This is a genomic window from Pedobacter sp. SL55 (assembly GCF_026625705.1).
Taxonomy (GTDB): domain Bacteria; phylum Bacteroidota; class Bacteroidia; order Sphingobacteriales; family Sphingobacteriaceae; genus Pedobacter.
In genome coordinates this window covers 2,612,040-2,626,254 of record NZ_CP113059.1, presented here as the reverse complement: position 1 = coordinate 2,626,254, position 14,215 = coordinate 2,612,040, and the positions used below count along the sequence as shown (strand labels likewise).

General features: G+C 37.0%; 12 protein-coding genes. 6 read left to right on the top strand and 6 right to left on the bottom strand.

Going from position 1 to position 14,215, the window contains the following annotated elements:
* Positions 1 to 286: 286 nt before the first annotated feature.
* Together OVA16_RS11840 and OVA16_RS11835 are read right to left on the bottom strand one after the other, a co-directional pair.
* Entirely contained in the window at positions 287 to 1,561 is a 1,275-nt protein-coding gene (locus OVA16_RS11840; protein WP_267759601.1) for a M16 family metallopeptidase, read from the bottom strand.
* The gene (locus tag OVA16_RS11835; RefSeq protein ID WP_267759599.1) at positions 1,554 to 2,792 is read right to left on the bottom strand and encodes a M16 family metallopeptidase; all 1,239 of its coding nucleotides are present in this window, start codon (positions 2,790 to 2,792) and stop codon (positions 1,554 to 1,556) included. The genes OVA16_RS11840 and OVA16_RS11835 overlap by 8 nt, the downstream gene beginning before the upstream one ends.
* 473 nt (positions 2,793 to 3,265) lie before the next feature.
* Between OVA16_RS11835 and mqnC the strand changes: the two genes are divergently transcribed.
* Positions 3,266 to 4,390 (top strand): cyclic dehypoxanthinyl futalosine synthase, encoded by a 1,125-nt coding sequence (mqnC, locus tag OVA16_RS11830; RefSeq protein WP_267759598.1) that lies wholly within the window; start codon positions 3,266 to 3,268, stop codon positions 4,388 to 4,390.
* A gap of 72 nt (positions 4,391 to 4,462) precedes the next feature.
* Positions 4,463 to 4,966 (top strand): hypothetical protein, encoded by a 504-nt coding sequence (locus tag OVA16_RS11825; protein ID WP_267759597.1) that lies wholly within the window; start codon positions 4,463 to 4,465, stop codon positions 4,964 to 4,966.
* Positions 4,967 to 5,059: 93 nt separating this feature from the next.
* Here OVA16_RS11825 and OVA16_RS11820 read toward each other — a convergent pair whose 3' ends face one another.
* The gene (locus OVA16_RS11820; RefSeq protein WP_267759595.1) at positions 5,060 to 5,923 is read right to left on the bottom strand and encodes a ferritin-like domain-containing protein; all 864 of its coding nucleotides are present in this window, start codon (positions 5,921 to 5,923) and stop codon (positions 5,060 to 5,062) included.
* A gap of 19 nt (positions 5,924 to 5,942) precedes the next feature.
* Positions 5,943 to 6,662, bottom strand: coding sequence for a ferritin-like domain-containing protein (locus tag OVA16_RS11815; RefSeq protein WP_267759593.1), 720 nt, complete (start codon positions 6,660 to 6,662; stop codon positions 5,943 to 5,945).
* Between the two features lie 133 nt (positions 6,663 to 6,795).
* Here OVA16_RS11815 and OVA16_RS11810 point away from each other — a divergent pair, with 133 nt between their 5' ends.
* The 4 genes from OVA16_RS11810 to OVA16_RS11795 all read left to right on the top strand — a co-directional run bounded on the left by OVA16_RS11810 (position 6,796) and on the right by OVA16_RS11795 (position 12,327).
* Entirely contained in the window at positions 6,796 to 7,593 is a 798-nt protein-coding gene (locus OVA16_RS11810; RefSeq protein ID WP_267759591.1) for a LytR/AlgR family response regulator transcription factor, read from the top strand.
* Positions 7,594 to 7,616: 23 nt separating this feature from the next.
* Positions 7,617 to 10,505, top strand: coding sequence for a sensor histidine kinase (locus tag OVA16_RS11805; protein ID WP_267759589.1), 2,889 nt, complete (start codon positions 7,617 to 7,619; stop codon positions 10,503 to 10,505).
* A gap of 427 nt (positions 10,506 to 10,932) precedes the next feature.
* Positions 10,933 to 11,127: a hypothetical protein gene (locus tag OVA16_RS11800; protein ID WP_138730990.1), complete on the top strand. Its 195-nt coding sequence runs from the start codon at positions 10,933 to 10,935 to the stop codon at positions 11,125 to 11,127.
* A gap of 81 nt (positions 11,128 to 11,208) precedes the next feature.
* The gene (locus OVA16_RS11795) at positions 11,209 to 12,327 is read left to right on the top strand and encodes a GNAT family N-acetyltransferase (protein ID WP_267759587.1); all 1,119 of its coding nucleotides are present in this window, start codon (positions 11,209 to 11,211) and stop codon (positions 12,325 to 12,327) included.
* 98 nt (positions 12,328 to 12,425) lie between these two features.
* Here the strand turns inward: OVA16_RS11795 and OVA16_RS11790 are convergent, their stop codons facing one another.
* Positions 12,426 to 12,779, bottom strand: coding sequence for a helix-turn-helix domain-containing protein (locus OVA16_RS11790; RefSeq protein ID WP_267759585.1), 354 nt, complete (start codon positions 12,777 to 12,779; stop codon positions 12,426 to 12,428).
* A 1-nt stretch (position 12,780) separates the two neighbouring features.
* Positions 12,781 to 14,136: a UDP-N-acetylmuramate--L-alanine ligase gene (locus tag OVA16_RS11785; protein ID WP_267759583.1), complete on the bottom strand. Its 1,356-nt coding sequence runs from the start codon at positions 14,134 to 14,136 to the stop codon at positions 12,781 to 12,783.
* Between the last annotated feature and the right edge of the window lie 79 nt (positions 14,137 to 14,215).

Sequence of the window (14,215 nt, the reverse complement as noted above, 5' to 3'; positions counted from 1 at the left end):
AGAATTAGTAAGTACTTCCGAAGATTTTTGGAAGTACAAAGCTAATGTATCATCAATATACACAAAGCTTACCACGCCCACAATATCGTTATTCCCTTTCCAATTAGAACACTTGATTTTGGCATTAAAGGAGGAGCTGCGTTAAGCGAAATGTATCCATTTAAAGAAAACACAGATAAGTAAATCCGAAATGGCGTTTAAAACGGTTCTGAACTATGCGTATTGTACATAAAAAAAGCAGACGAAAAAATCCGTCTGCTTAGCTTCGGCTTTACATCGCCGTTTTTTATTTCTTACCAACTACCACCCTTGTCATGGCGTTCCAATCTAAATATTGGTTAGCTATCACTTTTAATTGTTCGGCAGTTACGTTTTTTACCGTAGTAATATAATTATCATAATAGCTATAATCTAAGCTGGCAAAGTAAATGTTCTTAAACTTATCAGCATGAGAAAAGGCATTCTCCAAACTGCCTAATAAAGAACCTAACATGTAATTACGAACCAAGTCAAGCTCTTCGTCGCCAATTAAATCTGTTCTTAGCAAGTTAATTTCCTTCTCAATTTCTGATAAAGCATTGGCACAAACATCGGCACCAACTTCGGTTGCTAAAAAGAAATATCCAGCATGTTTTAAAGAAGCTATACCAGAGCCAATGCCGTAGGTATATCCTTTATCTTCTCTAATGTTAGCCATTAAACGCGAACCAAAATAGCCGCCAAAAACGCAATTTAAAATTTGCAATAACGGAAAGTCTGCATGAGCACGATTAATGCTCAAATTACCCATTCTAATGGCCGATTGTAAAGCTTCTGGTTTTTCGATGTAAATTTCTTTTGCTTCTTGCGCTGCAAAAACAAACTCATTTTTGGTAAACGAAGCTTTATTTTGCCATGAGCTGCCAAAAACTGTATCTAATACTTTAAAATCTTGTTCTAGAAATTTACCAGCAACAACAATGGTGCAATTTTTAGGCTGAAAAGCCGCCTTGTAATAAGCTAATAAATCCTGTTGCTGCAAAAGATCATAATCGGCTAAATTAATATCTGAACCATAAGCTGTATTTCCAAAAATCGCATGAGCAAAATTCTTTCTCGCCAAGTAATCGTTTTTTTGCAAGCTAACTTGCAACTTTTGCTTCTGGTTTTGCTTATAAATATCCAGTTCCTGTTGCGGAAAAATACTTTCGTTTAAAATAGACCAAACAATTGGTAAAACCGATGCCAAGTGTTTAGTTAAAGAATAAAGTGTAATGGTGGTATGGTCTGCACTATAATCTGTCTGCAAAAAAGCGCCATAATAATCTACCTTTTCGGCAATTTCTTTGGCGGTTAAGTGTTGGGTTCCGTTATTAATTAGGCTATTTACAGCCACAGCCTGCAACGGTTTGCTAGCATCCCAATTTACGTTTGTAAAAATAAATTCTACACGCACCAACTCTGTTTCGCCAGCATTAATCGTATAAACAGGTATTCCGTTAGCCAAATTATTTGCTGTTGGCTTAATAAAATTAATCTCATTTACCTGCCTAAAAGCAGGCGCTATAGTTCTGTTAAGCATTGGCTAAATAGTATAAGGTTGATGATTTTTCTTTCTTAAAAGTTTCTTGCGCTACGCTTCTAATTTGCTCGGCAGTGATAGACAAATATTTATTAATTTCTACGTTTAACAAATCAGCATCGCCTAACAATTCGTAAAATGCCAAATTCATTGCTTTGTCTAGTAAACTCATTTCAGAAAACACCATAATAGATTCCGATTTGTTCTTTACCTTCGTCAACTCATTTTCGCTTACCAATTCCGAAGCTATTTTGTTAAGCTCTGCCCAAATTGCATTTTCCGCTTGTTCCATGGTTACGCCTTCTATCAATTTGCCTTCTACAATAAACAAACCTTCGTCTAAGCTACTGGTAATATAGGCGTTGATATCACTAAACAATTGCTGTTCTTTAAGCAAGCTGTTAAACAGGCGAGACGATTGGCCTTGAGATAGGATATCAGACAATAGATCGAAAACTTGATAGTTCGCATCTAACCTTGCTGGCATCTTAAATGCCATATATATCGCATTTAAAGGCACATCGGCATTTACCGTTAAGCTTCTGGCTACGGTTTGCTCTGGCTCTTTAGGCAAATTCCTTACATATTTTTCTCCTGCCGAAATCGGTTCAAACCATTTTTCTGCTAACGCTTTCACTTCATCAGTATCCACATTTCCACCTACTACCAAAATCGCGTTCTGCGGATTGTAATGCTTTTTAAAAAATGCTTTTACATCTTCCATTTTAGCATTTTCTATTTGTGCTAAATCTTGCCCAATAGTGGCCCAACGGTATGGGTGTGTTTGGTAAGCTAAAGGACGCAATTTAAGCCAAACATCGCCATAAGGCTGGTTTAAATAACGCTGTTTAAACTCTTCGCAAACTACATTGCGCTGCGTTTCTAAGCTTTTTTCAGAAAAGGCTAAACTTAACATCCTGTCACTTTCTAGCCAAAACGCAGTCTCAATATTCGCCGCCGGCAACGTAATGTAATAATTGGTAATATCGTTACTGGTAAAGGCATTATTTTCGCCACCTACACGCTGCAACGGCTCATCGTAACTTGGTATGTTCACAGAACCGCCAAACATTAAATGCTCAAACAAATGCGCAAACCCCGTACGTCCTTCCTCTTCGTCCCTAGCGCCAACATCATAAAGTATATTTAAAACTGCCATTGGCGTAGTTTTGTCTTCGTGTACCAAAACCTTTAAACCATTGGCAAGTGTAAAACGATTAAATTTTATCATAGGATGCAAAGATAGACTAATTGTTGGATTGCTAAATTGCTGAATTGTTGAGCGAGTGTAAATATGGAACCACGCACTGTTTAGCTATTGTTCTTTTTGAAAATGTTTGTCAGTTTTTCATTGCGGATGCAGCCCCACTATCCGCTATAGTCCCGAGTTCGCAAACGCTCTCTCGGGCGCTGCCGCTACTATTGGGTTTATTTAACTTGGGATTGTACACAACACTTACAAACAAAGCACAGTACCATTGGGTGCGTTTACAGCATTGTTTTTTGTTGTTTAAACCCGACATAAGCGAGCACGTAGCGGCAAACCTATGGGCTTGCCCGAAGTAAAGCGTTTGGCGGGGCTATCCTAAAATAGTAGCAACGCCACTGCTTTTCAAATAAATCAAATATAATTTAGAAGTTAAAATTAGTTAATCTGTGTAATCGCTTAATCGGTGTAATCCTTTAAATACTTACCTTTACAGCATGAATACCGCAGCATTACTACAAAGAGCCTTAAACTTCGATTCTTTAACCAAAGAAGAAGGTATTTTTTTATATCACAACGCTAGTACGGCCGAACTGGCTTACGTGGCTAACGAACTGAGAAAAATACAGGTACCTAGTGGCAAGGTAACTTGGCAGATTGACCGCAACGTAAACACCACCAACGTTTGTATTGCCAACTGCAAATTCTGTAATTTCTTCCGTCGCCCTGGGCACGAGGAAAGTTACATTACCGATATTGAAACCTACAAGGTAAAAATTGAAGAAACTTTCCGTTTGGGAGGCGACCAACTATTGTTACAAGGTGGGCACCACCCAGATTTAGGTTTGGAGTTTTACACCAACCTTTTTAAACAACTGAAAGAACTTTATCCAGATTTAAAATTGCACGCTTTAGGTCCACCAGAAATTGCTCACGTAGCTAAATTAGAAGGGTTATCGCATACCGAAGTTTTAAAAGCATTGAAAGAAGCGGGCATGGATTCGCTTCCTGGTGCTGGTGCCGAAATTTTGAACGACCGTGTAAGAAGATTGATTTCTAAAGGCAAATGTGGCGGACAAGAATGGTTGGATGTAATGCGTGCTTGCCACCAATTAGACATTACCACCTCTGCTACCATGATGTTTGGCCACGTGGAAACTATTGAAGAACGTTTTGAGCATTTGGTTTGGATAAGAGAAGTGCAAAGCGAAAAACCTGCTGAGGCGAATGGTTTCTTGGCATTTATTCCTTGGCCTTTTCAGGATGACGGTACTTTGTTGAAACGTTTACGTGGCATTAGCAATAACGTTACTGGCGATGAGTACATCCGTATGATTGCATTGAGCCGAATTATGTTGCCAAACATCAAAAATATACAAGCGAGTTGGTTAACAGTTGGTAAGGCCGTGGCGCAATTGTGTTTACACGCAGGTGCTAACGATTTTGGTTCTATCATGATTGAAGAAAACGTAGTTTCTGCTGCTGGTGCTCCACATCGTTTTACGGCAAAAGGCATACAAACTGCCATTAAAGAGGCTGGTTTTGAGCCTCAATTGCGTGGGCAAAAATACAATTATCGTGAGTTGCCTGCCGAATTGGAAGAACAGGTAATTACCTATTAAGTTTAAAGTAAAAAGGCAAAAGTAAAAATTGCAGGCCCTCAAACATAAAAGCGAATTAAATCACACTTCACAATGAAAAAATTCACGTTAATTTGCCTGTTGATGTTAGCTTACGTTAGTAGTTTTGCACAAAGGGACTGGTTTAAGCAAAAAATTACTAATCGCTTAACGGTTTCTTTTCCTAAAGAACCAGCAAAAACGGCAGGCACCACATTTGCACTAAAAGATACTACAAACACCATCTTTACTGCCACTTATAGCTTTATTGCCCAAAATTTAAAAATAGATGAAAAAGCATTTAGCAAATTGGCAACCACAGAAGAATTTGCAAGCGAGTTTTTAAGTGGCCTGCAAACCACCTTACCGGGCTATAACTTATCGGCGTTAAAGATAAAGCAAAACAAAAACTACGTTAGCTATTTTACCGATGGCAAAAATGAGGATGAGCACAAATCAATTTCTATGCACATCCTATTTATAGATGGCATTTATTACAGTCTTTCTTGCATTGTTCCAGATGGCGCAAGTGTTAAAAACCAAAGCATTTTTTTAAACAGCTTTGAGATTACCAAATAGTTTTGGTATAAAAAAACCCCTATCATTTTGATCAAAGCAGCTGTCACTTCTTTCAAAACAATAAGGGGAATAGCAGGTTTGGCAGTAAAATTTTTACAGCTTAAAGCCTGGTTTTAAGAATAAATTCGCAATAGTAACCACTTCGGCTTTAGATAAAAACTCATCAAACGACTCTGCCGCTGCCGCTGCTGTAATTTTAGTAGTTGCAGTAGCATTAAGTTGGGTAATTTCTACGCCAGCCTGCAAGGTAGTATTTTCGCGAGCGTAAACTGGATCTACGGCTGCAATACCGGTATCGTTAGATACGCCACCAGCGCCTAAACTAATCCACGGTTTCAATCCTGTTGCACCGTTGGCAGCCAACATTTGACGGATGTGCGAAGCATGTCTTGCTTCTACCGAATGAATTTGCAACGCTGTAGTTAAAACGGCATTGCCTTTCAACGCAGGTGCCTGTCCTTTATAAGCTCGTACACCAGTATCTTCAAAAGCAGCAGCCACCTTTAAAAAGGTTACATAATCAGAATATACGGTACCAAAAGCACCTCCGGCAGTAAAGTCAAAATTATCATACACTAACTCCGTTCTAGCGGCTGCGCCTAAAGCTCCTTTTAATAAATCAACGTGTGCTTTTTCGTGATCTCTAATGGTAGTAATGGCCGCGGTTGGTGCTCCAGCCGGAATTAAACCAGGCGCTGCAACCACGGCATGGTTATAAAAATGATATTCTAAATACTCTAAGGTAAGCGCAAAATTTAGCACTTCGTTTACTGCAGTTGGGGTTGCTTGTCCGTAAGCTTTATTAAATAACGAACCTAAGGCCAATGGCATAGCTGCCAACGAGATTTTCTTTCCAATCTGGAAAAAATCTTTCATTGCCTTTCTCCTCGGATTTATTCTTTCATAAATCTCCCCATCAACTTTCTCAATTTCGTCTAATATGTTTAAAATGTTCATAATTTCTAGGTTTTAAAGATTAAAGGTTAATCACGTTAATTCTTGTTTTAATGTATTTACTTGCCGCACCCAGCACTTTATCTGGTGTTAAAGCAGCATCTAAACCGCCGGTTACATTGGCTCCTAAAGCAGTTAGGCTAGATAAATCTGCAAAACTTCCGTTACTAATTTGATCACGCACCCAAGCAGCATGCCTAGCTTCTACAGACACAATTTGCCCGGCTACTACTAAATTCGCATCATCTTTTAATCTAACACCTGCACCATTATACGCAGCTACACCTAAATCTTCGAATGTTTTTGCTGCTGCCAATACACTGGTTGCGCTAGTGAAATCTATGGAAGAAAAATCAACATCTAAACTACCAATTGCTGCTGTACTTAATTTTTTCTTGAAAAACTCTCTGTGTGCAATTTCATGAAACTGTACGTCTTGAAAATAATTCTTTTGCGCCTGTGTAAAAGCAGCAGGCGGAGCAGCAGCTACTTGGATGTAAAAAGCAGCTTCCAATTGCTCTAGTGCATAAGCATAATTGAGTACACCAACATCATCTTTAAAATCTAGTGTTACACCAAACGACATGTCAGGATTTCGGTCTTTTTTACAGCCCGCAGCTACCAATGCCATTGCCGCTACTCCGGCGCCAGCATATTGCAAAAAAGCTCTTCGCTGAAGCTTTGCATCTAAAATATCTTTTTCTTTAGGCGATGTTTCTTGGTTCTCTTTTAAAGTTTCCATAATATGAGTTTTAAGGGTTTTGATTAAAAGGTTATTTGATGGCACTTACGAGAACTAGGAAACTTTGGTTTTATGAAAAGTAAAAATATTTTACATTGGTACTATTTTTTGATAAATTGAGCCAAACTAAAACATGGCGGCACTAGATACAATTATTGTTGATGATGAAGAATTTGCACGTTCTTCGTTATATTTTTTGCTACAAGAGAACTGTCCGAATGTTAACATTTGTGGCATTGCAAAATCGATAAGCGAGGCTAGAAATTTGTTGCAAAGCCATGATGTTGATTTAATTTTCTTGGATATTGCCATGCCAGGCGAAAACGGGTTTTCGTTGATACCGCAAGCACAAGAAGCAAACGCAACGGTAATTTTTACTACAGCTTACGATCAGTATGCACTAAAGGCGATTAAGGCAAATGCGTTAGACTATCTTTTAAAACCCATTGATATCGAAGAATTGGTTACGGCTGTAGAAAAAGCAGCGAAACACCAACTACTTAATAATGCGTTAAGCAGAAATAACAGCTTAAAAAACCTTGAAACAGATTTAAAAGAAAATAAAGGCATAAATAGATTAACCCTACCCAGCGGACAGGGCTACCGCTTGGTAGATATAGATGAGATTATACATATTGAAGCAGACAGCAACTATTCTATTTTTCATTTGCTAACAGCTGAGAAAATTACAGTTTCTAAAGTTTTAAAAGACTACGAAGAAATTTTGCCCGAAGAACGCTTCATGAGGATACACAAATCGAGCATAGTAAATTTAAAGTATGTAAAAGAATACAACAATAAAAATGGTTTGGTGTTAACTTTAACCAACGGCGAAAACATTGTAGTTTCTAGGCGAAGAGCAAGCGATTTTTTCGAGAAAATAAAAAAATACGGACTACTACAAGGTGAAAAAATAAGCTCCTCAAAATAACTCTAATTTGTTTACTGGTTGTATTGTGCCCAAAGCAAATTTATGCCCAAACCGTTTATTTGCCGCAATACACTACTAAAGATGGCCTACCAAGCAACAACTGTTTTTTTACGTTGCAAGATCAAAAAGGCTTTATCTGGATTGCTACCGATGCTGGCATAAGTAGGTTTAACGGCTCAATTTTCGAAAATTTCTCGGTAGATGATGGCCTGCCCGACAACCAGATTTTACAGCTTAGGGAAGATAGCAAGGGAAGAATTTGGTTTATGGCCTTAAACGGTCAATTAAGTTACTTTTTGAACGGAAAAATACACAATGAGCAAACCGATAAAAATTTAAAAAACTTAAGCTTTAATGGCGTGGTGGTGTCTTTTTTGGAAGATAGTAAAGGAAATTTGTGGTTTGGCACAAATAATAATGTAATAGGCGTTTGGGATGGCCATAAAACCTCGAAATTTATTTCTACAAATGTAAAACATAAGTATCAAAACGCATTTCTTTTTGAAGATGAGCATCAAAATATAAGAGCAATTACCAGTACCTCCAATTACATATTTAACAAGGGAAGTTTTATCCCATCAACAACCGAGATTTACCCTATCTCCTATAAAACCATACTCCAAAAAAACGGAAGTATATTTTTTTTAAATAAAGCCGCACTTAACGAAGCAAAAAACGGCATAATTACACAAACTACCCAGTTAAACCCACAACTGCTTAACAGCGATTTGGGCTATATGCTACTCGGAGAAAAGAAAATATGGGTTTGTACCCGCAATGGTGTAAAGGGCATCAGCCTTGATGGAAGTGAAGAAAAAACCTTCTTAAAAGGCATCAGTGTAAATCAAGCGATTAGGGATGAGCAAGGAAACTTATGGTTTACCACCAGCAATGGTATTTATAAACTACCTAAGCCAAAAGACCAACTGCACACCTTTGGCAAAGCAGATGGTTTAAATAACCCCATTATTAAAAGTATCATCAAAGATCAAAACAACAGGCTTTGGCTAGGCAGCAGCAACGGCATCATCAATATCCTAGATTTAAAAACAAAAAAGAAAAAGCAAATTAAATTAGCTGATACCTCTAAATACAACAGCATTAAGCAACTGGTTTTAGACAAAAAAAACAATCGTATTTTTTTCGCTTCTGATTATGGTTTAGGTGCTGTAAGCAGCGATTACCCAACTAACTCAAACTTCAAATTTCTTAAAGAAGTTAACAATTTAATGTTTGTAGTTAAAAATTTTACTATAGACAGTACCACCAAGCTTACCTTGTCGATGTCTTCGGGCGTGGTAATTATCAACGACCGTAACGACCTCCAATTCTCATCATTTAATTACAAAGAAGACCAAGATTTTTTCAAAGACAGGTCTTATCGTGTTTTTTATGACAAGCAACAAAATCTTTGGTTCTCTAACATTAACGGCTTATCAGAATTTAATTACAATAAGCTTAACAAACATTACGAGAAATATCCGCTTTTAGCAAAAAGAATAAACGATATGCGCCAACTGGCTGATGGCAGCATTGCTATGGCAACTGACGGTTATGGCATCATTATTTTTAAAAATGGAAAAATTAGCCACATTATTAACCGCCAAAAAGGAATAGCCAACAATATTGTTAATAAACTATTTGTAAGAAATAACTACCTATGGGCTGTTAGCACTACCGGAATTAATAGAATTTCTATTCAAAACAACAAAGTAAACATTAGCGCTTTCGACGATGTTAATGGCCTACTATCTGATGACCTAAATGATTTATATATAGATAACGATACTGCATATTTTGCAACAAACAACGGATTAATCTACTTTGCCTACAACCATTCGTTACAAAATACGGAACCTCCAAAAATCTATATTACATCAATACTTAACAACAAAAAACTATTGGATTTAACCCGTAACAGTTTTATCTTAAAACCTAACGAGCAAAACCTAATTATTAATTTTAGTGCAGTAGATTTTAAAAACAGGAACGTTACTTACCGATATAGGCTTAAAGAAAATACATCGTGGATAGAAACTAAAAACCGAAGACTAGAACTTTCTTCGTTAGAACCTGGTACTTACACCTTCGAAATTAGCGCTAAAAGCCAAAATAGCAACTGGAGTGAGGCCACAAAAGTTAAGTTTACGCTAGAAAGAAAATTCTATCAAAGCTGGTGGTTTATCTGCGCAATTGCAATTTTAGGTGGCTATCTTATTTATGTGATAGGCGTTCGCATAACCAAACAACAAAAAAACAAAGAACAAGAACAACTGCTGCTAAAAAACAAGATTTTAATGTTAGAGCAGCAAGCTTTGCAGGCCATGATGAACCCACATTTTGTATTTAATGTGATGAATTCTATCCAACATTACATCAACACCAAAAATACTGCTTCGGCCAACAAAGTGCTTACAGGCTTTGCCCGGTTAATAAGGAAAAACCTGGAAATTTGTACGCAAAGCTATATCTCTTTAGAAGAAGAAGTAAATTACCTTAACCTGTATCTAAGTTTAGAGAAGAACAGGTTTGGCGAGAAATTACAATATGAGATTAATGTAGACCAAGACCTAGACAAAGAGGATACCTTTATACCATCCATGTTATTGCAGCCTTATATAGAAAATGCAATTTGGCATGGCATTATGCCAAAAGAAGATGGTGGTAAAGTAACCATAACCATAAAAGAAGTTAATAACGACACTTTATTAATTAGCATTGCTGATGACGGTATTGGAATTGATAATTCTTTGGCAACTAAAAAAGATGGGCACCAGAGCAAAGGGATGGCCTTAACCAACGAGAGAATTAACCTGTTAAACAAAATTGAAGCAAAAGCCATACAAGTGCATATAAAACAGAACGGAAAAACAGGTACCATTGTCTCTATTTCTGTACCATTGAGAGGCTAAAATACCGTTTACTCAAATATTACTACCACTCACTAAATAACCATGCTTCTTAGCATTTTTTGTATTAAACTTGCTATAAGAAATTAAGCAAACATTAATTGTTTGTTCTGAGAACGTTCATATAGGATTGACAAAAGATATTTTTTAACCTAACCTAAAATTATATCTCAATTCAGGTTTCATTTGTGTGTTAAAAGCGTCCCGATTTTTCATAATTAGGACGCTTTTTTGTTTAACAGCAAAACCTATTTCCTTGACTTTCAGTACCGCTAAAAAAAGTATAAAAAATTTCCCTAAAAGTTGTTTTTATTCTATTTTTGACCTTGTAAAAAGACAAAACAAAAGCTGCTATCTTCTATTTTAGAAAAGATTTTTGTAACTTTAATTAGAGCATTTAACTTTCGAACTATTAACTATTTTTTGTGTAATGAAAACGCCAAAAAAACCCATTCAGAACAAGCCAGCCGGCAAGCCAAATTCTAAGAAAGAAGAATCTGATGAAGAATTAGATGACATCCAAGATGAGAAAATTGTTGATGAGGATGAAGATGATTTAGACATGCCTCTTGACGACTTAGATACTTTCGATAGTTTTGATGACGATGATGATGATGACTACTAAACAGTAAACCTTAGATATTACAACAACAAAAAGCTCCATATTTTGGGGCTTTTTGTTATTTTAGCCCCTTACAAGTAGCGCATGAGAGCAATAGTAGTTAGTAATAGCAAAACACAACAACAGTTTCTTAACCTGGTAGACCAACTTTACAGCAATGATAAAGTATATATTAGACCGTTAGACCAAGACGTTGAGAAGGTATTTGATCGTAACCAAAATCCTTTTTTTAAACATGGAGACTGCATTAGATGGGTTTTGGTTGATAACCAAGATAAAGTTATTGGCAGAATTGCCGCTTTTGTAAATGAAAAAAAAGCTTTTGGCTACGAAGTTCCTACTGGCGGCGTTGGCTTTTTTGAATGTATAAATGACCAAACCGCAGCTAACTTCTTATTTGATACTGCCAAAAATTGGCTGTTAGATAAAGAAATGAAAGCAATGGAGGGTCCAATTAACTTTGGCGAAAACGACAGCTTTTGGGGATTGTTGGTAGAAGGCTTTATCCCGGCTTCTTACGGCATGAACTACCATTTACCTTATTACCACCAGCTATTTACCAATTATGGTTTCGAAACTGCTTACGAGCAATTAACCAACATTATAGATTTAACCATTCCATTTCCAGCCCGTTTTACAAAAATTGCCAATTGGGTTGCAGCTAAACCAGGTTACACCTTTGAGTATTTCCAAAAAAAGAAGGCAGATAAATACATCAACGACTTGATGGAAATTTACAATGATGGCTGGCAAGACTTCGAAAATTTTGTTCCCATCAAAAAGGAAACTTTGCAAGAGAGTTTCAAACAAATGGAAGTAATTATGGATGAGAAACTGATTTGGTTTGCTTACGTAAACGGAGAACCAGCGTCATTCATTGTGCTTATTCCAGATGCCAACCAAATGATTAAAGATTTTAATGGTAAACTTGGTTTATTACAAAAACTGAAATTTGCCTATAGACGTTGGGCTGGCGTAAAACGCATGAGGGCAATTGTAATGGGCACCAAACAAGCTTTCCAGAAACACGGCTTAGAATCTGCATTATTCATTAAACTTGGGGAACACGTTTTACCTAAAAACCAATATACTGAATTGGAACTTTCTTGGGTAGGCGATTTTAATGAAAAAATGTTGGCCATACACGAAGCAACAGGTGCTAAATTTGGCAAGAAACATTTGACTTTAAGAAAGAGTTTTTAAAAAGCTTTACCATTGTTACACTGAACCTGTCGAAGTGCTATTACTACTCAAAAAGGCTTCGACAAGCTCAGCCTGACAAATAGCATTATTAAGCGATGCTACAAACCCAACTTGTCGTACAAGTCAATTACCTTCTTTTGGAGTTTCATTACCTCTGCATCTTTATCTAGCAACTGCTGTTTTAATTCGGTTATTTCTTCTATAACACTCCGAGAAACTGAAGTAGTTACTTCATTGGAAATGATAGAAGAAACGGACACTTCGAAATACTTAGCAATTTGAGCCAATCTAGAAAGATTGATATCGGTTTGTCCGTTTTCTATTTTAGATAACGCAGCGACAGAAATTTCTAAGGCCTTTGCTACCTCGGTTTGACCTTTAGCTTGAGCCAAACGCAACTGCTTAATGTTAGCCCCTATTTCCGATATCAACCTGTGGTTAGCCAAAGCCAAATCATTTTGTTTTTAACTCGCTAGCCAATTTTGGCAAATCTAAACCAGCATAAGTACCCGAGCTCATCATCAATAAATTAGTGCTTTGATAGTTCAAGCTTTTTAAATAGGCTTCCAACTTTTCGGCATTATCAAAATACAATAAGCTATCGTCTTCAAAAGCTTGTTTAATATCCCGTTCGGTTAAGGGCTGCATTTTCTTTTGCTCGAAGGTTTTGGCATCGATATAAACAATAGCTAAATCAGCATCACTCATAGCGCCTTTATATTCCTTTAAAAACTCCTTATTTAAGCTACTAAATGTATGCAACTCCATAAAAGCCACTAACTTTCTATCCGTAAATTGAGATTTTACGGCATGAATAGTCGCCTTTAGTTTAGATGGCGAGTGTGCAAAATCTTTATAAACATTGGTTTGATTTATAGCACTAATTAACTCCAAACGCTTTGCTGCACCAGCGAAAGAACTAATTGCGTTATTAAAACCTTCTTCATCAATTCCTAATTGAGCACAAACTTGTTTGGCCGCGTTCAAATTCATTAGGTTATGATCTCCAAAAACATTTAATTCGGTATGCTGAGGCAACAAATAGGTAATTCCATTTTTTACTTCATGAGCTGGAATGGCATAAGGAATTTTTACCACATCAGCTGTAGATTGCTCTACGGTTTTCTTCAGTTCCTCATCCAACTCACAATAAATCAGCTTTCCGTTTGGCGTAATGGTAGCTATAAATTTCGCAAACTGCTCCACATAATCGGCAAAAGTTGGAAACACGTTGATATGGTCCCAAGCGATACCGCTAATTACAGCAATATTGGCATGATACAAATGAAATTTTGGTCTTCTATCAATTGGCGATGCGAGATACTCATCTCCCTCTATTACCATGATAGGAGCAGAATCTGTAATCTTTACCATTGTATCAAAACCTGCCAATTGCGCACCAACTAAATAGTCGAACTCTTTTTGGTGGTAATTCAACACGTGTAAAATCATCGAGGTAATGGTAGTTTTACCATGACTACCGCCAATTACCACTCTAATTTTTTCCTTCGATTGTTCGTAGATATAGGCCGGGTACGAATAAATTTTCAAACCTAGCTCTTGCGCTTTTAGCAATTCAGGGTTATCTACACGGGCATGCATCCCTAAAATAATAGCATCAATATCTGGGGTAATCCGATTTTCGTCCCAACCCATCTCGGCAGGTAATAAACCGTATTTATCCAGTCTGCTTTTCGAAGGTTCGTAAACTACATCATCAGAACCTGTAACTTCAAAACCTTTTTTGTGCAAAGCGATGGCCAAATTGTGCATTGCCGCACCACCGATGGCTATTAAATGAATACGCATACTTTAAATTATTAAATGAGTAAGTTTTAAATGATAGAATTTGCATCACGCCATTCAAAACTTACTCATTTTATCATTC